General features: G+C 52.6%; 18 protein-coding genes. 12 read left to right on the top strand and 6 right to left on the bottom strand.

All coding sequences use genetic code 11. The annotated features are described in order from the left end of the window. Positions 1 to 17: 17 nt before the first annotated feature. A complete protein-coding gene (locus tag DDT52_RS11175) occupies positions 18 to 1,307 on the top strand; it encodes a Zn-dependent hydrolase (protein WP_136156417.1) in 1,290 nt (429 codons plus the stop codon). A 299-nt stretch (positions 1,308 to 1,606) separates the two neighbouring features. Here DDT52_RS11175 and DDT52_RS11170 read toward each other — a convergent pair whose 3' ends face one another. Next, positions 1,607 to 2,857 (bottom strand): valine--pyruvate transaminase, encoded by a 1,251-nt coding sequence (locus tag DDT52_RS11170; protein WP_136156416.1) that lies wholly within the window; start codon positions 2,855 to 2,857, stop codon positions 1,607 to 1,609. Positions 2,858 to 3,391: 534 nt separating this feature from the next. Between DDT52_RS11170 and DDT52_RS11165 the strand changes: the two genes are divergently transcribed. After that, positions 3,392 to 4,600, top strand: coding sequence for an aldose 1-epimerase family protein (locus DDT52_RS11165; RefSeq protein ID WP_136156415.1), 1,209 nt, complete (start codon positions 3,392 to 3,394; stop codon positions 4,598 to 4,600). Positions 4,601 to 4,652: 52 nt separating this feature from the next. Here DDT52_RS11165 and ghrB read toward each other — a convergent pair whose 3' ends face one another. Beyond that, positions 4,653 to 5,615 carry a glyoxylate/hydroxypyruvate reductase GhrB gene (gene ghrB, locus DDT52_RS11160; protein ID WP_136156414.1) on the bottom strand — a complete coding sequence of 321 codons (963 nt, stop codon included), beginning with the start codon at positions 5,613 to 5,615 and terminating at the stop codon, positions 4,653 to 4,655. An 81-nt stretch (positions 5,616 to 5,696) separates the two neighbouring features. Between ghrB and DDT52_RS11155 the strand changes: the two genes are divergently transcribed. After that, entirely contained in the window at positions 5,697 to 5,960 is a 264-nt protein-coding gene (locus DDT52_RS11155) for a UTRA domain-containing protein (RefSeq protein ID WP_136156413.1), read from the top strand. On the opposite strand, the gene DDT52_RS11150 is transcribed toward DDT52_RS11155, so the two are convergent. The 3 genes from DDT52_RS11150 to DDT52_RS11140 all read right to left on the bottom strand — a co-directional run bounded on the left by DDT52_RS11150 (position 5,906) and on the right by DDT52_RS11140 (position 8,241). Next, a complete protein-coding gene (locus DDT52_RS11150) occupies positions 5,906 to 6,925 on the bottom strand; it encodes an ADP-ribosylglycohydrolase family protein (protein ID WP_136156412.1) in 1,020 nt (339 codons plus the stop codon). The two genes, DDT52_RS11155 and DDT52_RS11150, sit on opposite strands and share 55 nt — an antisense overlap. Positions 6,926 to 7,246: 321 nt before the next feature. Then, positions 7,247 to 7,681, bottom strand: a complete 435-nt coding sequence (locus DDT52_RS11145; RefSeq protein WP_136156411.1) for an N-acetyltransferase — start codon at positions 7,679 to 7,681, stop codon at positions 7,247 to 7,249. Beyond that, the gene (locus DDT52_RS11140; RefSeq protein WP_136156410.1) at positions 7,678 to 8,241 is read right to left on the bottom strand and encodes a DNA-3-methyladenine glycosylase I; all 564 of its coding nucleotides are present in this window, start codon (positions 8,239 to 8,241) and stop codon (positions 7,678 to 7,680) included. Before DDT52_RS11140 ends, DDT52_RS11145 begins: the two co-directional genes overlap by 4 nt. A gap of 301 nt (positions 8,242 to 8,542) precedes the next feature. Here DDT52_RS11140 and DDT52_RS11135 point away from each other — a divergent pair, with 301 nt between their 5' ends. Next, a complete protein-coding gene (locus tag DDT52_RS11135) occupies positions 8,543 to 9,349 on the top strand; it encodes a sulfite exporter TauE/SafE family protein (RefSeq protein WP_136156409.1) in 807 nt (268 codons plus the stop codon). A gap of 53 nt (positions 9,350 to 9,402) precedes the next feature. Here the strand turns inward: DDT52_RS11135 and DDT52_RS11130 are convergent, their stop codons facing one another. Beyond that, a complete protein-coding gene (locus tag DDT52_RS11130; protein ID WP_136156408.1) occupies positions 9,403 to 10,374 on the bottom strand; it encodes an AEC family transporter in 972 nt (323 codons plus the stop codon). 294 nt (positions 10,375 to 10,668) lie between these two features. On the opposite strand from DDT52_RS11130, the gene DDT52_RS11125 reads away from it, so the two are divergent. From DDT52_RS11125 to DDT52_RS11090, 8 genes are all read left to right on the top strand, one after another. Then, positions 10,669 to 11,562, top strand: coding sequence for a LysR family transcriptional regulator (locus DDT52_RS11125; protein ID WP_247595516.1), 894 nt, complete (start codon positions 10,669 to 10,671; stop codon positions 11,560 to 11,562). 232 nt (positions 11,563 to 11,794) lie between these two features. Next, entirely contained in the window at positions 11,795 to 12,724 is a 930-nt protein-coding gene (glyQ, locus tag DDT52_RS11120) for a glycine--tRNA ligase subunit alpha (RefSeq protein ID WP_109054359.1), read from the top strand. 9 nt (positions 12,725 to 12,733) lie between these two features. Next, positions 12,734 to 14,803: a glycine--tRNA ligase subunit beta gene (gene glyS / locus DDT52_RS11115; protein WP_136156407.1), complete on the top strand. Its 2,070-nt coding sequence runs from the start codon at positions 12,734 to 12,736 to the stop codon at positions 14,801 to 14,803. A gap of 1,114 nt (positions 14,804 to 15,917) precedes the next feature. Then, complete coding sequence (locus DDT52_RS11110; protein ID WP_136156406.1) at positions 15,918 to 17,063, top strand: iron-containing alcohol dehydrogenase; 1,146 nt, start codon at positions 15,918 to 15,920, stop codon at positions 17,061 to 17,063. Between the two features lie 354 nt (positions 17,064 to 17,417). After that, on the top strand, positions 17,418 to 18,134 hold the full coding sequence (locus tag DDT52_RS11105) for a DUF3053 domain-containing protein (RefSeq protein ID WP_247595515.1): 717 nt from the start codon (positions 17,418 to 17,420) through the stop codon (positions 18,132 to 18,134). Between the two features lie 383 nt (positions 18,135 to 18,517). After that, complete coding sequence (locus DDT52_RS11100; protein WP_136156405.1) at positions 18,518 to 20,425, top strand: PTS mannitol transporter subunit IICBA; 1,908 nt, start codon at positions 18,518 to 18,520, stop codon at positions 20,423 to 20,425. A 246-nt stretch (positions 20,426 to 20,671) separates the two neighbouring features. Then, complete coding sequence (locus DDT52_RS11095) at positions 20,672 to 21,820, top strand: mannitol-1-phosphate 5-dehydrogenase (RefSeq protein WP_136156553.1); 1,149 nt, start codon at positions 20,672 to 20,674, stop codon at positions 21,818 to 21,820. Between the two features lie 277 nt (positions 21,821 to 22,097). Then, positions 22,098 to 22,631 carry an MltR family transcriptional regulator gene (locus DDT52_RS11090; protein ID WP_210732703.1) on the top strand — a complete coding sequence of 178 codons (534 nt, stop codon included), beginning with the start codon at positions 22,098 to 22,100 and terminating at the stop codon, positions 22,629 to 22,631. The last annotated feature ends 2 nt before the right edge of the window (positions 22,632 to 22,633 follow it).

The raw sequence follows: 22,633 nt of genomic DNA, 5'->3' as shown, positions 1-22,633 counted from the left end.
CCAAGAGGAAATCCGCGATGAATAGTGACGTGTTATCTGCAACGAAAAAGGGTTCTGATATTACCGATCTGCGAGTTGATGGCGAACGCCTGTGGCAGTCGCTGATGGAGCTGGCCGTTATCGGCGCGACCCCCAAAGGCGGCGTTTGCCGGCTGACGCTGACGGATTTGGACCGTCAGGGCCGGGATTTGGTGGTGAGCTGGGGTAAAGCCGCCGGGCTGTCCGTCGAGATCGATAAGATTGGTAATGTGTTTATGCGCCGTCCCGGTCGCAATAACGCCCTGCCTCCGGTGGTGGCGGGGAGCCATATTGATACCCAGCCGACCGGCGGAAAGTTTGACGGCAACTTTGGCGTGCTGGCCGCGCTGGAAGTGATTCGCACGCTGAACGATCGGAAGATTGAAACCGAAGCGCCGGTAGAGATGGTGTTCTGGACTAACGAAGAAGGTTCCCGTTTCGTACCGGTCATGATGGGATCGGGCGTATTTGCCGGCGTGTTCTCGCTGGAACAGGCTTATGCCGCCGTGGATGTGGATGGCAAAAGCGTGCAGGACGAACTGACGAAAATCGGTTATGCCGGCCCGCAAACGCCTGGCGATCATCCGATTGGCGCCTATTTTGAAGCGCACATTGAGCAGGGGCCGATACTGGAAGATCAGGATATTGCCATCGGCGTGGTGCAGGCGGTGCTGGGTATCCGCTGGTATGACTGTGTGGTGACGGGGATGGAATCCCACGCCGGACCAACGCCGATGGCGTTGCGTAAAGACGCGTTGCAGGTTTCAACCCGTATCATGCAGGAGGTGATTGCCATTGCCGACCGCTTTGCACCCCATGGGCGCGGCACGGTGGGGATGGTGCAGGTGCATCCGAACAGCCGTAACGTCGTACCGGGCAGTGTGAAATTCTCCATCGATTTCCGCAATCTGACGGATGAACTGGTGGATGAAATGGATGCGGCGCTGAAGACGTACCTCGCCGAACTGGGCGCGGAAACCGGGCTGGATATTCAACTGACGCAGGTATCGCAGTATCGCGCCGCGCCATTTCATCCTGAATGCAAAGACGCCGTGCGCCGGGCCGCTGATCTGCTGGGCTATTCCAATATCGACATCGTTTCCGGGGCGGGGCACGACGCGGTGTATGTCGCCGAACTGGCGCCGACCGGGATGATTTTTATTCCATGCAAAGACGGCATCAGCCACAACGAGATTGAGTATTCCTCGCCTGAGCAGGTCACCGCGGGGGCGAATGTTTTGCTGCATGCGGTGTTGGAGACCGCGGGTGTGGTGGGGATAAAGGCATAGCGGAGCTAGACTCTAAGGCCCTTCCCGGCTCAGCCCCTTTTACGCCAACTGTCTCTTATACACAAATGTAGGGACGCTGACGGGGTTGGCCGTTACTGGCATAATTTAGCCGGAAGCCGGGGTTCATAGGGGGCTGGCGTTTGAGCCCCCTATGTCGGGCGCGTGCCACGATATAGCATGGAAATGGCGGCATTGTGGCGCACAAAACGGCCTCTGAGTTTGCATAAAAATGTGACCCAGAGACAGTTACGCCAGAGGGGGGCAATTCCTGCCCAGAGGCGAAGAGTTAACAAGGAAAATTATCGGTGCGCTGTCGCCTTCGCTATTTCCTCCGCCAGAATCGCAATCCCGCGTTCAATCTTGTCGGGCTCCGGCACGTAATTCATCCGCAGGCACTGATGGGCGTGCGGCCATTCCTGTTCCAGACCGGGGAAGAAGTAGTGGCCCGGCACCATCAGCACGCCACGTTTTTTCAAACGTTGGTACAGCACTTCCGTGGTGATTGGCAGCTCTTTGAACCACAGCCACAGGAAAATCGCTCCCTCGGGTTTATGAATCAGACACTGCTCGGGGGAAAGGTAACGCCGAATGATGGCAATGGTTTCGCTGACGCGCTGCTGGTAGAACGGGCGAACCACCTCGTTGGATAGCCGCAGCAAATCGCCACGCTGGATCATTTCCTGCGCCAGTGCCGGTCCAATCGCGCCGGGGGACAGGCTGATGATGCCGTTCATGTTGCCAATGGCTGAAATGACCTTTTCATCGGCAATGACAATGCCGCAGCGGGAACCGGGAAGCCCCAGCTTGGACAGGCTCATGCACAGGATGATGTTGGGATTCCACAGTGGGGTGGCTTCACTGAAAATAATGCCGGGGAAGGGCACGCCATAAGCATTGTCGATCAGCAGCGGGATATGGTGTTGCTGCGCCAGAATATCGAGACGCATCAGCTCGTCATCCGTCAGTACATTGCCGGTCGGGTTGGTTGGACGTGAAACGCAGATGAGCCCCACATCGTCGGTGATCGACAGATGATCGAAATCCACATGGTATTTGAACTGTCCTTCCGGTAATAGCTCGATTTGCGGACGCACGGACATAAACATGTTTTCATCCAGCCCGGAATCGGCGTAACCGATATACTCCGGCGCCAGTGGGAATAGCACTTTTCTCAGACTGCCATCGGCGTGACGACCGGCAAACAGATTAAATAAGTAGAAAAACGCACTCTGGCTGCCATTTGTCAGAGCAATATTCTGTGGTCCAATCTGCCAGCCAAATTCATCCCGCAGCAGATCAGCCAGTGCGCCGAGCAGCGTATCTTTACCCTGCGGACCATCGTAATTGCAAAGCGCATCCGTCAATTTCCCCTGTTCCAGCATTTCCTGGCAGAGTTGTTGGAAATAGGTATCCATCTGCGGAATATGCGCCGGATTTCCGCCCCCCAACATGATGGCTCCCGGCGTGCGGAGTCCCTCGTTCAGATCGTCCATGAGCTGGGTAATGCCTGCATGGCGGGTGAATTTATTGCCGAAAAGAGAAAAATTCATAGTTTGTCAGTGAGTGTTCATACGTGGGCAAGAGGCAACCATAGCGCTTGCGCTGCCAGTGTGCAATGTGGCTTAAAATAGCTCATTTGTTACATTTAACTGAATTAATTGATTTTATTAGCATGATTATCTAAAAGAAAGCGGGCGATTTGGTCATTTGCCTGCCAACGTGGCTTTCGTCTGCTTTACAGGCAATAAAGCATAAAACATCATTTTTTTTAATTGGTTACATGCATTATCTCATTTGGATAATGTCGATCGTTACGTTTTGCTGAACGTTGTCAACCTTACCGCAATATAGCGCTGTGATTTTATGGATGAAAGCTGAATCGATATCAAAAATAGTCGATCGATATCCCATTTATTTTGCAATAAATACGATGATAGTTAACGTAGCCGTGATCTTTATTCAGAAAAATTAGCAATAACGCAGTGTTTTTTCATCTGGTGATAGCTGTCACATTCTGAAAGTAGGCTGATTTGTAATCTTGGCTTCTCGGTAGCTAAATCAATTCAGCAAAAAGGAAGAATGAAATGAAAAAATTATTGGTGATGGGGATATCATTAGCGCTGACGTCATGGCAACTGTCTGCCCAGACGTTCGTGCTGACGGATGCTGAAGGCAGTGTGGAAAAGGGAAACTGGCAAATCAGCAGTGATGTAATGAAGATCAAGGATCAGCATTTCAGCATTGAGCAGACGGTCCTGCACGGCGGGCGTCAGGAAGGCAGTAAAATCATTACGATCGCTAGCCGGAACGGGTTGAAAATTGTACTTAGCCCAAGCCGTGGTATGGATTTGCTGCACGTGACGGGCAAAGACATTCGTCTGGGATGGGATTCTCCGGTGAATGAGGTGGTCAACCCGAATACCATCAATATGGAAAGTCGTAACGGGCTGGGCTGGCTGGAAGGCTTTAACGAAATGATGGTGCGCTGTGGCTATGAATGGACCGGTCACCCCGTGGTGGACAAGGGGACGATTTATACGCTGCATGGCCGTGCCGGCAACACGCCGGCATCAAAAGTCGTCGTAGACGTCAGTGAAAAAGCGCCTTATCAGATCACGGTTCGCGGCCTGCTGAAAGAGAACAGCTTCAAGCAATCCAATCTGGAAACCTGGACCGAACTGCGTTACATCCCCGGCAGCGAGTCGTTTACGGTACATGATGTGCTGACGAATAAGGCGGACTATGCCCGCGATTATCAGATTATCTATCACAGTAATTTTGGTACGCCGATTCTCGAAGAGGGCGCGCGGTTTATTGCGCCGGTAAAAGAAATTTCACCCTTTAATGATTACGCCAAAGCCGGGCTGAAAGAGTGGCAAACTTATCAAGGCCCCACCAAAGATTTCGATGAAATGGTTTTTAACCTGACGCCGTATGCCGATAAACAGGGCAAGACGCTGGCGGCACTGGTAAACCGGGCGGGCGACAAAGGCGTATCCATTGAGTTCGATACCCGCCAGCTGCCGCTGCTGACGCTGTGGAAAAACACCGATACCGTGAAGCAGGGCTATGTTACCGGCATTGAACCCGGCACCAGCTATGCCTATCCGGTGACCATTGAGCGGGAACAAGGGCGGGTAAAACAGCTTCAGCCGGGACAAAGTACGGTATTTGAGCTGACATACAGCTTGTTGAGCAGTGCGGACGCGGTTAAGGCAACAGAACAAAAAGTACAGGCTATTCAGGGTGATAATAAAACCACGCTGACGGAAAAGCCGATCGCGATTGAGTGATCGCGGGTTTCCGGCAAGGCTGCAATCGCAGCCTTGCTTTTTCACCTGAAGTTTATTTCAACACCTGCGGATTAACGCAGTTTTCTTTTACCGTACCAGTTAGCGCCGCAATCAGGTTATCTACCGCGCAAGCCGCCATGTTATAACGAGTTTCATGGGTTGCCGAGCCGATGTGGGGCAGCGCCACCACGTTCGGCAGGCTTAACAGCGGTGATTCCTTCGGTAGCGGTTCTTTAACAAATACGTCCAGACCGGCTGCATGGATTGTCCCGTCGCTGAGCGCATCGATTAGCGCTTTTTCATCCACCACCGCACCGCGGCCGATATTAATCAGGATCGCGCTGGACTTCATTTTAGCCAGCTGTTCACGGCCAATCAGATTGTGCGTTTCGGCGGTCAGCGGCAGGGTAATGCACAGAAAGTCTGATTCGGCGAGCAGCGTATCCAGATCGCAATAACGTGCGTCAAAGCGCTCTTCCGCTTGCGGATGGTGACGACGCGCGTTGTAGAGGATCGGCATACTGAAGCCAAAATGCGCCCGCTGCGCCACGGCCAGACCGATGCGCCCCATACCGAGTATCCCCAGCGTTTTATGATGAACATCGGTGCCGAACCAGTCGCTGTCGATACTGCTCTGCCATTCGCCTGCTTTGACTCGTTCTGCGACTTCCACTACCCGGCGGGCGCTGGCCAACATCAGCGCCAGTACCGTATCGGCCACGGTTTCTGTCAACACGGTCGGCGTATGCATCAGGGCGACGCCTTTCTCGCTCATGGCATCCACATCAAAGGTGTCGTAACCGACAGAGATGGTGGACGCGGCGCGCAGATGCGGCGTGTGTTCCAGAAAGGCTTTATTCACTTTACCGCCGGAGCCGATCAAACCTTCTGCCTGCGCCAGTGCGGGATGATCTACAGCAGGAAAGTCATCAAGTTCAGTGACGGTAAAATGTTGATCCAGGCGGGCGCGCAGATCGTCAGGAATTTTTCTATACAGAATGACGTTAGGTTTCATCGCAAACTCCGGTGAGTTAGGAAGGTCAGGGCGAAAATAACGTAGGGAATCATCGCGTAGTGAGCGGGATACTGCAAGCCTATGATGCTGTCGGTAATTCACGCGGTGCGCACGGGTTTTCCCATCCGGTGTCTGAAAGGGAAAAAACCGGACGCTTACTGGCTGGAGAAAGCCAGGATCGCCGGTAAACCTGATATCGCTGAACAACCGAATATTTCAGCGGGCAGTCCGGTTTTTATCCTGAAATGTATCCGTGATATTGATGGTGAACGGGTTTCTATTGAAGCGTCCTATGCCCCAGCCTGTTTTCGCCATTCACGCAACCTGAACAGCTCACTGCTGTAATGCTCAAGATCAACCTGATTGGCCTCTTCCAACTGCTGTTTAAAGTGCGGAGCAATACTGCCGATCCCGTTTATCGCACCGCAGATCGCGGTAGCCATGGCGCCGATCGTGTCGGTATCTCCGCCAAGATTGGCGCACAGTATTGCGCAACGGTTCGGGTCGGTTTCTGCCAGTTCGACCATCGCAATGGCGGCCGGAACGGATTCAATAATTTCCACCCCCGTACCAATCAGGTCATAAACACGCTCCAGCGCGTGTTCCGTTTCATGCACGGCTCTTACCGTCTGTAACGCCAGCGTGATCCGCGCCGACATGGAGGCACTGTAAGTGGTCACGCGTTTTTCCTGCGCCGCTTGCGCGACGGCGGGAAGCGCATCGCTGATCTCCAGCCACGAAACGCCGTCGATCCCTTTTGATACCGCCCAGGCAATCACGGTGGCGCCCGCGATAGCAACGTCGGATTTATGCGTTGCGCTGGAGGCGAGTTCGACATCACGAATGAAATCGTCCAGCGAATCCACCGGCACCAGACAGCCTAACGGTGAAATACGCATGGCGGCGCCGTTCGTTAATCCGTTGTTGTCCAGTTCATCGATCGCGGTGCCCTGCTGTATCGCCGTCAGCGCCGCTTTGGAGGTTGGCCCAAGGATGTTTTTCTCGAAAGCGTTGAATGACAATGCCCAGTGCAGAATATGTTTCCCGATGGCGACGGGATCGATGCCGCCTTCACGTTCGATCAACGCATCTGCCAGTGCAAGGGCCATGGCAGTATCATCGGTATATTCTGCGGTTTTAAAATAACAGGCTGCCATGTTTTCTTCTGGACCGGGTAAAAACCGATCAATCCAACCGAAATGCGCTTTGATACGTGAACGCGGCCATAGCTCTGATGGCATGCCCATCGCATCACCCAACATCTGTCCATATAGCGCGCCCGTGATACGGCTCTTTTTATTTAATGGCATGGTACGTCCTTAATGAGACTGAATAATCTCGTCCGCCGGCGGAATAAATATCATTTGCCTGAATTTTTAATATTAATTTTTGATTTAAATGATAAAACAACCGGAACCGGTTGATATTGCAATAAAATGTCGGGCGCCGGAAATGATGGGATCTCCGTCTGCCATTTGCGCATAGCGTAACATCAAATAATACCAATGTAATACCTTTGCGGTGAATTTTTGAGCTTTATGCGCGTGCGGAAAGAGTGGTATCCGACGGTATGTTTGGGCAGGGGAGCGGCGGCGAAGAGAGCGGATTAACCGAGGGTGTTTGGCGGGTGACTATTCTTTGGATGCCCACTGCATAATCAACGTTGTGGCTTGGGTTTCGTGATTAAAATGCTCTGCGGTGACCACGAACCCCTGTTTACGGTAAAATGCACAGGCTCGTTCGTTCTGTTGATAGACCTCCAACAGTAGTAGAGGAAAATATTGCTGAACGTGTCTGATTAACGCCGCACCGATGTGTTTACCGTGAAACCGCTGTTCGACGAACAAGGCGCCGATGAAACAGGCATCCAGCACGCTGATAAAGCCGATAATCTGCCCCTGTTCCTCATACACCCAGGTTTGCGATTGGGGAATGTAGACATCACGCACCTGCCCGGCGCTTTCCCGCCAGTATTCCTGATTGATAAAAGGATGCGCCAGCGTGGTACTTTCCAGCCACAGGGACATCAACGAGGCCAGATCGGGTTCCTGATACGCGCGAATCATTTTGCTGCTTCCTGATAACAGCAGCAGTCGACGGTATGATCGTTCACCAACCCGCCTGCCTGCATAAAGGCGTAGCAAATGGTGGAGCCGATAAACTTGAAGCCGCGTTTTTTCAGCGCTTTTGACATGGCATCCGAGATAGCCGTTTTAGCCGGGATATTGGCAAGCGATACCGGTTGATTAATCAACGGCTTATGGTCGACAAACGACCAGATGAAATGCGAGAAGCTCTCTCCCTGATTTTCCAGCGCCAGCCAGGCGCGGGCATTGGTAATAATGGCTTCGATTTTCCCGCGATGACGGATAATACCGCTGTCCTGCAACAGCATGGTTACATCGTCCTCGGTCATCCGGGCAATGCGCTCAGGATTGAACTGATGAAAACAGCGACGGTAATTTTCACGTTTTTTTAATACGGTAATCCATGACAATCCGGCCTGCTGGCCTTCCAGACAAAGCAGCTCGAACAGCTTCTGGCTATCCTTGCAGGGCTTGCCCCATTCATTGTCATGATAGTCCTGATAAAGCGCGTCCTGGGTAACCCAACCACAACGATTCATTTTATTTTCCTATCAGCCATGGCCTGTCGGCAGGTTGTTATTTGGCGGTGTTGTTGTTATTGATATATCCGTCATCTTTCGTGTTGCAAGTGCGTTGGTTGTTTTATCCGGCCGTTGTTTGGGGCCGCAGCCAGCCGCAGGGCGATCATTGCATTTAAAATACTGTATATGCAACCAGACTTTTGCGTGGTTGCTCACGGATATGATGACGGTGGACCCGCGTGGGATGAGGCGCATCAGGTACTTTGTGGTTCAGGCGATGTTATAAAAAACGATAACAAACGACAAATTGGGGAATGGAATGGCGGTTGAGTGGATTTTGGCCTATCTGGCGTTAGGCGCGGTAGTGGGGTTCATGGCCGGATTATTGGGGATTGGCGGCGGAGGCATCATGGTGCCGATCCTGACCGCGATGTTTGCTGCCCAGGGTGTACAGAATGAGCATCTGGTACATATGGCATTGGGGACATCAATGGCGGCGATTGTGATTACGGCCATTTCCAGCCTGCGTACCCATCATCAGCATCAGGCTGTGTTATGGCCTGTCGTATTGCGGATTACGCCCGCGATTCTGATTGGGACATTTGCCGCTACCTGGCTGGCAACGCTGTTGCCGACGCGTGCGCTGGCGATCTTTTTTTCCTGTTTTATGGCCTATGTTTCCCTGCAAATGGTGCTGAATATCAAGCCCAAGCCGCAGCGTCAATTACCCGGCACGGCGGGGATTTCACTGGCGGGCCTGGTGATTGGCAGCATTTCCGCGCTGGTGGCGATTGGCGGCGGCTCGCTGACGGTGCCGTTCCTCACCTGGTGCAACGTGCGAATTCAGCAGGCGATCGGGACCTCGGCGGCGGTGGGGCTGCCCATCGCGCTGTCCGGGGCGTTGGGTTACATGATCAACGGTTGGTCAATGGCCGGGCTGCCTGATTACAGCATCGGCTATGTCTCCCTGCCCGCGGTAGTGCTGATTTCGGCAGTGAGCTATTTCACCGCACCGGTCGGCGCCCGTCTGGCTCACCGTTTACCGGTTGCGACCCTGAAGAAAGCCTTTGCGGCGCTGCTGTTATTACTCAGCCTGAAGATGCTGCAAACGGTGTTTACGGGGTAATCCTTGCCGTACCGTCCGGCCCAAACGCTGCTCACTCTCCTCTGGGCTTCATACTATTCAGCGCCCAAAACCGGAAATAGCGATAGGATCACGGGGATCGTGATGAGGGCAATCAGCAGGGAAATAATGATTGAAAGTGATATGACTTCCTGTTTGAAGCCATATTTATTAGAGAAAACGTAAACGCCAGCCCCTATGGGTTGCGCGGCCATGACGATGGCGGCGATCGGCCAGATAGTGTCAGTTTTCTGCATGCCGAACAGGTAATAGGCTATGGCAAACGTTATGGCTGGTTGTATAACCAGCTTGAGGATAACCATGGGTACAACCAGTTTGAGCACCTCCCTGTTCGCATGCTTCCGGATATTGAGTCTTGCCAGCCCCAACCCCAGGGCAAATAAGGCCGTGGGGCCTGCGGCGCCACCCAGAAAGCTGGCGAAGGACGTGAGAAAATCAGGCACGGGAATTTCTAGAAAAACAAATACCAGCCCGGCAATAACGGCAACGGTCAGTGGATTGGTAACGGTTGTCTTTATTGCGTTGAGAATGCTTTTAATCACGGATGATTTGTCGCCAACGTTCCGATTCGACAAGATGTCGTAGGTAATGATAACGGCCATGATCGTCGGAATGTTATGGAGGATGGTGGCGATTGCGGCCGGGAGCGCGGCCGATTCTCCGTATACGGAGATCAAAATCGGGACGCCCATATATCCGGTCGTACCATAGCTGGCCCCCATACTCAGAATCGCGGACTGCGGCATGCCAAACCCCATTATTTTCGCGATCAGCGTACCGGCGATATACACCGCCGCGATGCCTGCAAGCGTGGCAACGATGAAGCCTGACTGGTTGAGTTCGCTAATATCGGCTTTTGCTATGGCGAGAAATAACAGAGCCGGCAGTGCGACATACAGCACATAGTCGTTGATCAATTTGTCGGATGACCGGTCATCAGGACGCAGGTGTCCGTAGCCATAGCCAATAAAGATAACCATAAATATTGGGGCAACAATCATAAACATCGGCGGTCGACCTCGCAGGGAGAATGGCAATGTGCATATCGTTGAAATCCCTGAACATCTCCGGGGATAACCAATGACGATAATGTCGGTTTTATACTGGCGAACATGTGCTGCGGGCATGACATCGGAACCGTACGAAATGATCGAATTCTTTCATATGGGCTGGTTTTAATGATTCATCATCAGATTTCTGCCTGCTCCTCAATGCTGTATCAAATGCTTCTATTTATTAAATAAATAGTTTCTTTGTTATAATTGATTTCATCAATTTTGACGCAGTTGGAGAAGCCGGCAGTGGATCAGGACATTGGCACAGACCGCTTTGATGGACGTAGTGTGACGCTTGAGCAACTACGTGCATTTGTGTTCGTCGCCGATCATGGCGGCTTTGGGCGTGCAGGCGAAGAGCTGGGGCGAACTCAATCAACCCTCAGCATCAGCCTCAAGCGGTTGGAAGCAGACATCGGCTGTCGATTGATCAACCGGCGCCAGGGGCATATTGTGGGTTTGACGGATGAGGGGCAGCAGTTACTTCCCGCCGCGCGGGATATCCTTACTCGTATGACCCGGGCGATTCAATCTGTTCGGAAGTTCCAATTACGCGGAAAGATTACCCTCGGCGTGCCGGATGATTTTAGGGTCGATAACTTGCATAAAGCGGTTTCATGGTGCCTGGAGGAAAACCCGGAGCTAAGGGTTGAAATTACCGCGGCCTCATCTTCGGCCCTTGCCGTTTTGTCTGAGCGCCGGAATTTGGATGTGGTCATTCTTAAGAAAATAGCGGGTCAGCCAATCATTGCCGATACGGAAAGCGTTCTTAGCGTGGAGCAATTGCATTGGGTCTCTTCAAAGAAAGAACACTTCAACAATATTCCTGAAATACCCCTTATTACTTTTCCTGAAGGATGCGTCATCAGAACATGCGCAATACAGGCGCTGGAGCGTGCCGGCAAGCCCTATTTCCTCTCTTATGTCAGCGCATCGTTTGAGAATATAAAAAGTGCCGCCGCGAATGGGCTTGGTATTGGTCTATTACCGCAAAAAGCAGTAACTGGGGATCTCCAGGTTCTTTCTTCGGCATATGGGGCGCCAGGGGTTCCCGCTATTCAACTGATCCTGAATGTCACGACGCAGGGAGAGCTTTACCAACTATTTGCAGACTATCTGCGGCGTTCGTTGGCCGAATAATTCGAGACATACATTACGGATAATGTCGTGATGAGCAGGTAAAACGGGAGCTGGCGATCGGAACGTCTGGTTTTTCTCCTCTATTCCTGCAAATTGACGCGCACGTCTCCTGCCCGCATGAAAAATCGCCACCGATATGAACTTGTTGCCGCATTCTGGCTGTATATCTTGCACTCAGAGGGTATACTGGCGCCTTCATTGTAAATCCACTTGTGTCGCGTGCGAATCCAACATGCAAAAGTTTGATACCAAGACCTTCCAGGGCCTGATCCTGACATTACAGGATTATTGGGCGCGTCAGGGCTGTACCATTGTCCAACCGTTGGACATGGAAGTCGGTGCAGGCACCTCACATCCGATGACCTGTCTGCGAGCGCTCGGACCTGAGCCGATGGCTACCGCCTATGTCCAACCTTCCCGCCGTCCTACCGATGGCCGCTACGGCGAAAATCCCAACCGTCTGCAACACTACTACCAGTTTCAGGTCGTGATTAAGCCATCGCCCGATAATATTCAGGAACTCTATCTTGGCTCATTGAAAGAGCTGGGTATGGACCCGACCATCCATGACATTCGTTTCGTGGAAGACAACTGGGAAAACCCGACGCTGGGCGCCTGGGGATTGGGTTGGGAAGTCTGGCTGAATGGCATGGAAGTGACCCAGTTTACTTACTTCCAGCAGGTTGGCGGTCTGGAGTGCAAGCCGGTTACCGGCGAGATCACGTATGGTCTGGAACGTCTGGCGATGTACATTCAGGGCGTGGACAGCGTTTACGATCTGGTCTGGAGTGACGGCCCGCTGGGCAAAACCACCTACGGCGATGTATTCCATCAGAATGAAGTCGAGCAATCGACCTATAACTTCGAATACGCCGATGTCGATTTCCTGTTCAGCTGTTTTGAACAGTATGAAAAGGAAGCGCAGCATCTGCTGGCGCTGGAAAAACCGCTGCCGTTACCGGCTTACGAACGTATTTTGAAAGCGGCGCACAGCTTTAACCTGCTGGACGCGCGTAAAGCGATTTCCGTTACCGAACGTCAGCGCTACATCCTGCGTATTCGTACCCTGACCAAAGCGGTAGCGGAAGCCTATTATGCTTCCCGCGAGGCGCTGGGCTTCCCCCTGTGCAATAAAAACGTGTGCAATAAGAAAGAGAGCTAAGAGGCAGCCATGACTGACAAGACTTTTCTGGTGGAAATCGGCACGGAAGAGCTGCCGCCGAAGGCTCTCCGTAATCTGGCGGAATCTTTTGCCGCCCATTTTACCGCCGAGCTGGATGCCGCCGGCTTGACCCATGGCGATGTGCGCTGGTTTGCCGCGCCGCGCCGTCTGGCGTTGAAAGTAGAGGCGTTGAGCGCCGCGCAGCCGGATCGTGAAATAGAAAAACGCGGCCCGGCGATTGCTCAGGCGTTTGGTGCGGATGGCAATCCGACCAAAGCGGCCGAAGGCTGGGCGCGCGGTTGTGGTATCACGGTCTCTCAGGCTGAGCGTCTGACAACCGATAAAGGCGAGTGGTTGTTATACCGCGCGCAGGTTAAAGGCGAGCAGGCTCAGGCTCTGCTGGCGGGGATGGTGAGCACGGCGTTGGCTAAGCTGCCTATCCCGAAACTGATGCACTGGGGCGATAAAGAAACCCAGTTTGTGCGTCCGGTTCATACCGTAACCTTACTGCTGGGCGACGAACTGATCCCCGGTCAGGTGTTGGGCATTGATTCCGCCCGCACGATCCGTGGTCACCGCTTTATGGGTGCAGCGGAATTCACCATCGACAATGCCGATCAGTACCCTGAAATCCTGCTGGAGCGCGGTAAGGTCATGGCGGATTACGACCAGCGTAAAGCCAAAATCAAGGCAGATGCCGAAGACGCCGCTCGCAAGATTGGCGGGAACGCCGATCTGAGCGACAGCCTGCTGGAAGAAGTCACCTCGCTGGTTGAATGGCCGGTGGTGCTGACGGCGAAGTTTGAAGAAAAATTCCTTGCGGTGCCGTCCGAAGCGCTGGTGTATACCATGAAGGGCGACCAGAAATACTTCCCGGTTTACGATAACAGCGGCAAGCTGCTGCCGAACTTCATTTTTGTCGCCAACATCGAATCCAAAGATCCGCAGCAGATTATCTCCGGTAATGAAAAAGTGGTGCGTCCGCGTCTGGCGGATGCCGAATTCTTCTTCAACACCGACCGTAAAAAGCGTCTGGAAGATCATCTGCCGCGCCTGGAAACCGTCCTGTTCCAGCAACAGCTGGGGACGCTGCGTGATAAAACCAATCGCATTCAGGCGCTGGCGGGCTGGGTTGCCGCTCAGATTGGTGCGGATGTGAATCACGCGACTCGCGCAGGTCTGCTGTCCAAGTGCGATCTGATGACCAACATGGTGTTTGAGTTCACCGACACGCAGGGCGTGATGGGGATGCACTATGCGCGTCACGACGGCGAGGCGGAGGATGTTGCCGTTGCGTTGAACGAACAGTATCAGCCGCGTTTTGCCGGTGACGCCCTGCCATCCTCCCCGGTGGCCTGTGCGCTGGCGATTGCCGACAAAATGGATACGCTGGCCGGGATTTTTGGCATTGGTCAACATCCTAAAGGGGATAAAGACCCGTTTGCCTTGCGTCGTGCGGCGCTGGGCGTGCTGCGTATCATCGTCGAAAAGCGTTTGCCGCTCGATTTGCAGACCCTGGCGGAAGAAGCGGTGCGTCTGTACGGCGACAAACTGACCAACGCCAGGGTAGTGGATGATGTGATTGAGTTTATGCTCGGCCGTTTCCGCGCCTGGTATCAGGAAGAAGGCCATAGCGTGGATACCATTCAGGCGGTATTGGCGCGTCGTCCGACCCGTCCGGCTGATTTTGATGCCCGGGTGAAAGCGGTCAGCCACTTCCGTACGCTCGACGCGGCGGCAGCGCTGGCCGCCGCCAACAAGCGGGTTTCCAATATTCTGGCGAAATCCAGCGATACGCTGAAAGCGAATGTTGATGCGTCGGTATTGAAAGACCCGGCGGAAATCACGCTGGCGACGCACGTCGTGGTGCTGACTGATAAGCTGGAACCGCTGTTTGCCGAGGGCCATTATCAGGAAGCGTTAGCGGAACTGGCTTCGCTGCGCGAACCGGTTGATGCCTTCTTCGATCGGGTGATGGTGATGGCGGATGATGAGCAATTGCGTGTCAACCGTCTGACATTGCTCAGCAAACTGCGTGAGTTGTTCCTGCAAGTCGCGGATATTTCTGTATTGCAATAACTCCTTGTACAGACCCCGGCATTGTCCGTGCCGGGGTCTGAGATTCATCCCTCCTGATCCCGACTCAACCCCGTAGCGTCTTCGTTCTTAAAACGTTTCTTCAATGCCAAATGCGATAAATGGTGTCGATCAGCGTATTTTATCTCTTAAGGAAGAATGGCCGTCTCGCACGCCTTATATGATAGAAGATTATGGTTATACCAACGCGTCTTTAGGCACATCCTGCACTTTACGGTCTATTGCTTGTGGAATAAGTAAATTTGTCATGGGAAGTATTTCTGATAGATAAAATCCTGAATATTGTGCGACAACGGGGTTATTAATCAGCGCGTTTATTGGCATCGTCTTTGCACTTGTTCGGGGAGTGGTGTTGGGTATTCCCGTCATGTGTGCGTTGCGTTTTATCAATGGTGTTTTTGTTTATTTTATTCGGTATGGCGTGGTGGACTGGGCTCCAACCTATTTATCTGAAGTAAAAGGTTTTAGTAAAGAAAATTCAGGACGGGCATATTTTTATATGAATGGGCCGGCATACCGGAAATGCTGGTGAGTGGATATCTGAGTGGCCTGATATTTAAAGGAAAAACAGCGCCTGCAACATACGCTTCTGACCTGATGCTGCCATGTGCCAACACTGTGGGCCGTTGATCGTTCAGTATTGATTAATTAACACATGAACGTAAATTAAATATCATCCCATTAACGTGCGTAAACAATTAATTTTTCATCTTTTCAACATGGCGATAATTATTTCTTATGTGTATTACTTATACCGCTAACCTTATTTTTTCCTGAACGTTGTTGTGGTTTTTTATACTATTTCATTTTTTGTGAAATAGAGTGAAGATCACAATTCTTAGCCAATGGCGAGCCTATACTGAAACAGCCTGTGGTTACGATCAAGGTGCGATAAGCATCACTAAAAATAAATAATTTAATGATTTTGGTTATTTATTTTTTTATTGATTTCGAGGCAGAGAAGGGGATGCTATTGGTCAAATTGGACGAATAAAGAATGAATTAATAACCAACGTACTTTGAACTGATAACGTCGTTACTCTCTGTCTGCTGTAATGCTATTTATATAGTTTATTATTAATTACAGGAGATTATTATGAGTTCGATTAGCTTTTCTATCCCGCGTGATATCACCTATGGTGAAGATGCGTTGGAACGGCTCGCCACTCTGCGCGGACGCAAGGCGGCGATCGTGACCGGCGGTAGTTCGATGAAACGGCACGGTTTTCTGGCGCGTACCGAGCAACTGCTCGAACAAGCGGGGATGGCGTGCCTGATTATTGACAATGTTGAACCCAACCCTTCGGTTAGCACGGTCCAGCGTGGCGCGAAAGCCATGCTGGAGTTTGAACCGGACTGGATTGTCGCGCTCGGCGGCGGTTCCGCCATTGATGCGGCAAAAGTCATGTGGTGTTTCTATGAGCATCCGCACCTGACGTTTGAAGATATCTTACCCGTCGGCTCCATGCCCCCACTGCGTAACAAAGCCAGGTTTGTCGCCATTCCCTCAACCAGCGGTTCCGCGTCGGAAATTACGGCTTTTTCCGTGATTACCGATACGCAAAGCCACATCAAATATCCTATCGTGGCGTCCGATATGGTGCCGGATATTGCGATCCTCGATCCGGCGATCCCCGCCACCTGCCCGCCGCACGTTACCGCCTACTCGGGGATGGATGTGTTGACTCATGCGCTGGAAGCCTATGTATCCACGTCAGCCACGTCGTTTACCGATCCCTACGCGCTGGAAGCGGTTCGGCTGGTGTTTGAGAATCTGGAAACGGCGTATCTGTCGCCGAATAACATGCGCGCACGTTACCACATGCATAATGCGTCGGCTCTGGCGGGTATCGCCTTCACTAATGCGTCGCTGGGGATTATCCATTCGCTGGCGCATAAGCTGGGTGGTGAATTTGGCGTTACGCATGGGCTGGCCAACGCCATTCTACTGCCCTATGTGATCCAATATAACAGCCACTGGACAAACAAATATCAGCAGATTGAGAAACGCTTTGGCATTATCAACCTGGCCAGCGCTATTCGGGATCTGAATCACCGACTAAATATCCCCGATACGCTACGTGAGTGTGATGAGGTGGATTTCTGTGAGACGAAATTTACGCAGGTACTCGACCGGATGAGCAGCAATGCGCTGGCCGATCCCTGCACGTTAACCAATCCGGGTAATCCTCAGGTAGAAGACATGCGGGATCTGTATACCGCGGCGTATTACGGACAATAATCCGGCGTCTTGCTGACCGATGTCATCCGGGATCGATTTTTCGATCCCGGATGGTTCGTGGTTGCGTTTAATCAGATGCGGCTTACGCCGTCTTTGTCATCAATCTTGTGTGCTGGCGCACAATCCGACTTTAAGTGAACAACATCTCGGCACAGCCGGGTTGAGCCGACTATGCTTAATCGTAGCCGGACAATCGTATACCCGTCATCTTTCAGGTTGCAGACGCGTTGGCTGTATATTCAGCCCCGCCACAGGCGTTTTTTAACGTCACGTTAGCGATGCCCATAGGAGGACGGGCATGAATGCCGATCATAAATCTATCGGGTATAGAGCATATAAAAACAGGAGCATGGAATGAGAGGAGTGATGGAATATCGCACACGTTGGCTGTGGTCTGTTTTCGTATTTTTTATGGCATTGCAGATGGCGGGATGTGGCGATAGCGAAGCCGATCAGCGTAAAGCGTTTACGGCTTTCGTGCAGAATGTTCAACTGCAACAGGATGGGAAACTGCCTGAATTGACAGAAGAACAAAAGAAGAATTTCGGGCCTTTTGTTAACGATTACGCGATTTTGACCACCTTTTCCCAGCAGTTTCATCAGGCCGTAGCCGGTAGCCTGACGCCAATGATGGCGCAGGTTTCCCGTATACGCGTCCCCGAAGATTTCCTGTCTCAACGTGACGCGCTCCGCCAGTCTATCGGCGCCATAAATATGCTGGGGCAGCATATTCAGACGGCAAAAGCGCAAGCGGATAATGCCCGCCGCGCGCTCAAACAACCGGAAGAATTACAAGTTGGCTATGACCGATTGTATAACCGCGTGGTGACGCAGCCGACCAACATATTGCTGCCGTTGATCCCCAGCGCGATTTCGTTTGCCCAGAGTCTGATTCAGGTGGGGGATTATTTGCAGGCGCAAGGCGATCAGGTCGTTTACAACGGTGCCTTGGTGCAGTTTCATACGCCACAACAGGTGGCTCAGTACAACGGCATGATATCGGGGTTATCTGCGCAGCAGCAGAATCTGTTGAGCGCGCTAACGTCGCTGGGTGTCGCCGCCGCGCCGTAAGTTCGACCATTGAGGGGGGAAACGGGGACTGGGGTGAAAATAAATTGTGATAAGAATCACATAATCAAAACAAATGGCATGAGTTGAAATGTGATTAGTATCACAAATATAGCTAAGGGATACTGGCTGGCGGCGTGAGATTTTGGCCTTTTTAAGGCTTTTTTGTGAAGTTAATCACCTATTTGTGGCGGTAATGTAGGGTGATTGTGTGATTTTTGTCACGTTTATGCCGTGAAGTTGCGGTATGAAAACAGCGTGCTAGAGTCCGCGTTGCATATAGCAATACAGACGGGGACGTTCATGTGATGAATGGTTGTCACAGCGTCTCACGATAATTATCACGCGCTCTTATTGTCAGCGCGTCTCAATAGGGGTGTGTTTTTATGCTTTCACCAGACTTTAAGGTCAAAGTGCAAAATTTTGGCCGCTTTCTGAGCAACATGGTGATGCCCAATATTGGCGCATTCATCGCCTGGGGTATTATTACCGCACTGTTTATTCCTACAGGCTGGATTCCCAACGAGACGCTGGCGAATCTCGTCGGTCCGATGATTACCTATCTGCTGCCGTTGCTGATCGGTTATACCGGTGGCCGTCTGGTCTTTGGTGAACGCGGCGGCGTGGTGGGCGCCATCACGACCATGGGGGTGATCGCCGGGACGGATATTCCCATGTTCCTGGGCGCAATGATTGTTGGCCCGCTGGGCGGCTGGGCAATCAAGCGTTTCGACAGAATGGTTGACGGTAAAATCAAAAGCGGTTTTGAAATGCTGGTCAACAACTTCTCTGCCGGTATCCTCGGCATGTTGCTGGCTATTCTGGCATTCCTGGCTATCGGTCCGCTGGTTGAGGTGTTCTCCCATGTACTGGCGGCCGGCGTTAACCTGATGGTGCAGAATAACCTGCTGCCGTTCACCTCGATTTTCGTTGAACCGGCAAAAATTCTGTTCCTGAACAACGCCATTAACCACGGTATCTTCTCGCCGTTGGGTATCCAACAGGCTACTGAAACCGGAAAATCGATTTTCTTCCTGATCGAAGCCAACCCAGGTCCGGGTATGGGCGTATTGATGGCCTACATGTTCTTCGGTCGTGGCAATGCAAAAGAATCTGCACCGGGCGCGGCGATCATCCACTTCCTCGGTGGGATTCACGAAATTTATTTCCCTTATGTCCTGATGAATCCGCGTCTGATTATTGCGGTGATTCTGGGCGGTATGACCGGCGTGTTCACCCTTAACATTCTGGGGGGCGGTCTGGTTTCTCCTGCTTCTCCGGGTTCAATTCTGGCGGTGCTGGCGATGACGCCAAAAGGCGCGTACTTCGCTAACATTGCGGCGATTACGGCGGCATTTGCTGTTTCCTTCATCGTTTCTGTGATTCTGCTGAAGAGCATGAAGCAAAAGAGCGAAGACGATCTGGGCGATGCGACTCGCCGTATGCAGGAAATGAAAGCCACCGCCAAAGGGCAGGGCGGCGTGAATACGGGCATCAGCGGCGATCTGAGCACCGTGCGTAAAATCATCGTGGCATGTGATGCCGGTATGGGTTCCAGCGCGATGGGCGCGGGGGTGCTGCGCAAGAAGGTGCAGGATGCCGGGCTGACCAATATCTCCGTCACCAACAGCGCGATTAATAGCCTGCCGGACGATGTCGATCTGGTTATTACCCACCGCGATCTGACCGAACGGGCAATGCGGCATGCGCCGCAGGCTCAGCATATCTCGCTGACCAATTTCCTCGACAGTAATCTGTATAGCGATCTGGCGACCCGCCTGGTTGCCGCGCAGGGGAGCGCGACGCCGTCTGTTGCCGCGCCTGCCGCCGCAGCTGCCGAGTCGTCAAACCTGTTCCAACTGCGTGCCGAGAATATCTTTCTCAATCAGCATGCGACCGATAAAGAGCAGGCGATTCGCTTCGCGGGTGAGCAATTGGTTAAGGGGGGCTATGTTGAACCGGAATATGTCGAAGCGATGCTGGATCGCGAGAAACTGACGTCCACGTATCTGGGTGAATCCATCGCGGTACCGCATGGTACGATTGAAGCGAAAGATCGGGTGCTGAAAACCGGCGTGGTTTTCTGCCAATATCCTGATGGCGTACGTTTCGGCGATGAAGAAAATGAGGTGGCTCGTCTGGTCATCGGCATCGCCGCCCGTAACAATGAACACATTCAGGTGATCACCAGTCTGACTAATGCGCTTGATGACGACGCGGTGATTGATCGTCTCGCGCATACCCACGACGTGCAGGATGTACTCGACCTGCTGTCCGGTAAAAAGAACGCCTGATTATACCCGTCATCTTTCAAGTTGCAGATGCGTTGGCCGTTCCCGGTTTACCCCGGTCACTTACTTAAGTAAGTGACCGGGATTAATGAGAGACCTCCGGTCTCTCATCGTAGGCTGTTCAGATTCGTTCCCGACGAATTGGTCACTCGATTGCCGCCTTCCTGCACGTTGAAATCTATTGGGTATATATGCCGCCGCCTCCGGGCCGCCTCTTTTTATCTTTTCGTTTTAAAAGGTTAAAGCATGATGAAAGCATTACATTTTGGTGCCGGCAATATTGGCCGGGGATTCATTGGTAAACTGCTGGCCGATGCCAATATCGAACTGACATTTGCTGACGTCAGCCAGCCGCTGCTGGATGCGCTGAACCGTCGCAAAAGCTATCAGGTGCGTATTGTGGGAGAACAAACGCGTCTGGATACCGTAAGTAACGTCAGTGCGGTGCACAGCGGCAGTCAGGAAGCCGTCGCGTTGATTGCCGCGGTTGATCTGGTCACCACTGCTGTCGGGCCGCAGATTCTGGAAAAAATTGCCGGGACGATCGCACAGGGATTGGTGAAACGTCATGAGGATGGCAATTCACAGCCGCTGAACATCATCGCCTGTGAAAATATGGTGCGCGGCACCAGCCAGCTTAAGCAGCACGTTCTGAAACTGCTGCCGGAAACGCTGCTGGCATGGGTCGATGAACATGTGGGATTTGTGGACTCCGCCGTTGACCGTATTGTTCCGCCTTCCGAAGCGGGCAGCGACGATGTGCTGGCGGTAACGGTAGAAACGTTCAGTGAATGGATTGTTGATCAAACCCAGTTCTGCGGTGAACTGCCCGCCATTCCGGGTATGGAACTCACCGATAACCTGATGGCGTTTGTTGAGCGCAAGCTGTTTACGCTTAACACCGGTCATGCCATTACGGCCTATCTGGGGCAGCAGGCCCGGCACCAGACTATCCGTGATGCGATCCTCGATCCGGAAATCCGTGCCGTGGTCAAAGGCGCGATGGAAGAGAGCGGCGCGGTACTGATCAAACGCTACGGTTTTGATGCCAACAAGCACGCGGCGTACATCAATAAAATCCTCAGCCGGTTTGAAAACCCCTATCTGCACGATGACGTGGAGCGGGTGGGGCGTCAACCGTTGCGTAAGCTGAGTGCGGGCGATCGTCTGATCAAGCCGCTGTTGGGGACGCTGGAATATCAATTACCGCATGACAACCTGATTATCGGTATCGCGGCGGCGATGCACTATCGCAGCGAGCAGGACCCGCAGGCGCAGGAGCTGGCTGAACTGTTGCGCAACCTTGGTCCACAGGCTACGCTGGCGCAGATCTCCGGTCTGGATGCGAACAGTGAGGTTGTCGCGCAAGCCGTGAGTGTGTATAACGCCATGCAATAATGGGTGGGTTCTGATGTACGCCATGTTTGCCTTCTGAACGTTGACAAACTTTATCCGGCACGTGTCATCCCCGTGAACGCGGGGATTTTCCCCTGATGTCATTGGTTGATCTTAAAAAGATGTCTGTCTGCGCGGGCATGACGGATAATGCCGTTGAGCGTTCTGTTGGGGATGTGTGGGACGGATAGTGTCGGGAAACGGGCATGGTTGCGCTGGCTAGTTGAATGTCCTACCGGAGATAAGCAGGTCTGTGTGCGGGTTAAAGGTACGAGAAGTGATGATGGAAGAAACACAGGCGTTTGAAAACCGGGTTCTTGAGACACTGAACTCAGGTACAACGGTGCGCAGCTTTATGCTCAAGGCCGTTGACCTGCTGGCTGAGGCCGTCAGTATCCTGATGTTGCAGGTGTTTCGCAAAGATGACTATGCCGTGAAATATGCGGTTGAGCCACTAATGACCGGGACGGGGCCGCTGGGCGATCTTTCTGTGCGTCTCAAACTGATTTATGGCCTGGGCATGATTAGCCGTACAGAGTATGAAGACGCCGAATTGCTGATGGCGCTGGGCGAGGAGCTCGCTCATGACGAGCATGAATACCGTTTTACGGATGACGAGATTCTTGGACCGGTTGGCGAACTGCATTGTGTGAGCGCGCTGCCCTCTGCGCCTGCGCTACCGTCTGGCGGCGATACCGTCGACCCACTGCTGGTCAGCATGCAGCAACAGCGCTATCAGCAAATGGTGCGTTCGACGCTGGTGCTGTCGCTCACCGAACTGATTTCCCGGATCAGTTTGAAAAAAGCCTTTTAACC

It is taken from the genome of Brenneria roseae subsp. roseae (genome assembly GCF_003115845.1).
Taxonomy (GTDB): Bacteria; Pseudomonadota; Gammaproteobacteria; order Enterobacterales; family Enterobacteriaceae; genus Brenneria; species Brenneria roseae.
The sequence above is the reverse complement of the archived record's forward strand: the minus strand, read 5'-3'. Positions and strand labels throughout refer to the sequence as shown.

What these genes read in the sequence shown, in the direction of transcription:
- DDT52_RS11155 (WP_136156413.1), top strand. Translation starts at nt 5,697, where the DNA reads ATGATGCTGTCGGTAATTCACGCGGTGCGCACGGGTTTTCCCATCCGG.
- DDT52_RS11175 (WP_136156417.1), top strand. Translation starts at nt 18, where the DNA reads ATGAATAGTGACGTGTTATCTGCAACGAAAAAGGGTTCTGATATTACC.
- DDT52_RS11130 (WP_136156408.1), bottom strand. Translation starts at nt 10,374, where the DNA reads ATGTTTATGATTGTTGCCCCAATATTTATGGTTATCTTTATTGGCTAT.
- DDT52_RS11170 (WP_136156416.1), bottom strand. Translation starts at nt 2,857, where the DNA reads ATGAATTTTTCTCTTTTCGGCAATAAATTCACCCGCCATGCAGGCATT.
- DDT52_RS11095 (WP_136156553.1), top strand. Translation starts at nt 20,672, where the DNA reads ATGAAAGCATTACATTTTGGTGCCGGCAATATTGGCCGGGGATTCATT.
- DDT52_RS11100 (WP_136156405.1), top strand. Translation starts at nt 18,518, where the DNA reads ATGCTTTCACCAGACTTTAAGGTCAAAGTGCAAAATTTTGGCCGCTTT.
- DDT52_RS11140 (WP_136156410.1), bottom strand. Translation starts at nt 8,241, where the DNA reads ATGAATCGTTGTGGTTGGGTTACCCAGGACGCGCTTTATCAGGACTAT.
- DDT52_RS11090 (WP_210732703.1), top strand. Translation starts at nt 22,098, where the DNA reads ATGATGGAAGAAACACAGGCGTTTGAAAACCGGGTTCTTGAGACACTG.
- DDT52_RS11135 (WP_136156409.1), top strand. Translation starts at nt 8,543, where the DNA reads ATGGCGGTTGAGTGGATTTTGGCCTATCTGGCGTTAGGCGCGGTAGTG.
- DDT52_RS11110 (WP_136156406.1), top strand. Translation starts at nt 15,918, where the DNA reads ATGAGTTCGATTAGCTTTTCTATCCCGCGTGATATCACCTATGGTGAA.
- DDT52_RS11165 (WP_136156415.1), top strand. Translation starts at nt 3,392, where the DNA reads ATGAAAAAATTATTGGTGATGGGGATATCATTAGCGCTGACGTCATGG.
- DDT52_RS11150 (WP_136156412.1), bottom strand. Translation starts at nt 6,925, where the DNA reads ATGCCATTAAATAAAAAGAGCCGTATCACGGGCGCGCTATATGGACAG.
- DDT52_RS11105 (WP_247595515.1), top strand. Translation starts at nt 17,418, where the DNA reads ATGAGAGGAGTGATGGAATATCGCACACGTTGGCTGTGGTCTGTTTTC.
- glyS (WP_136156407.1), top strand. Translation starts at nt 12,734, where the DNA reads ATGACTGACAAGACTTTTCTGGTGGAAATCGGCACGGAAGAGCTGCCG.
- glyQ (WP_109054359.1), top strand. Translation starts at nt 11,795, where the DNA reads ATGCAAAAGTTTGATACCAAGACCTTCCAGGGCCTGATCCTGACATTA.
- ghrB (WP_136156414.1), bottom strand. Translation starts at nt 5,615, where the DNA reads ATGAAACCTAACGTCATTCTGTATAGAAAAATTCCTGACGATCTGCGC.
- DDT52_RS11145 (WP_136156411.1), bottom strand. Translation starts at nt 7,681, where the DNA reads ATGATTCGCGCGTATCAGGAACCCGATCTGGCCTCGTTGATGTCCCTG.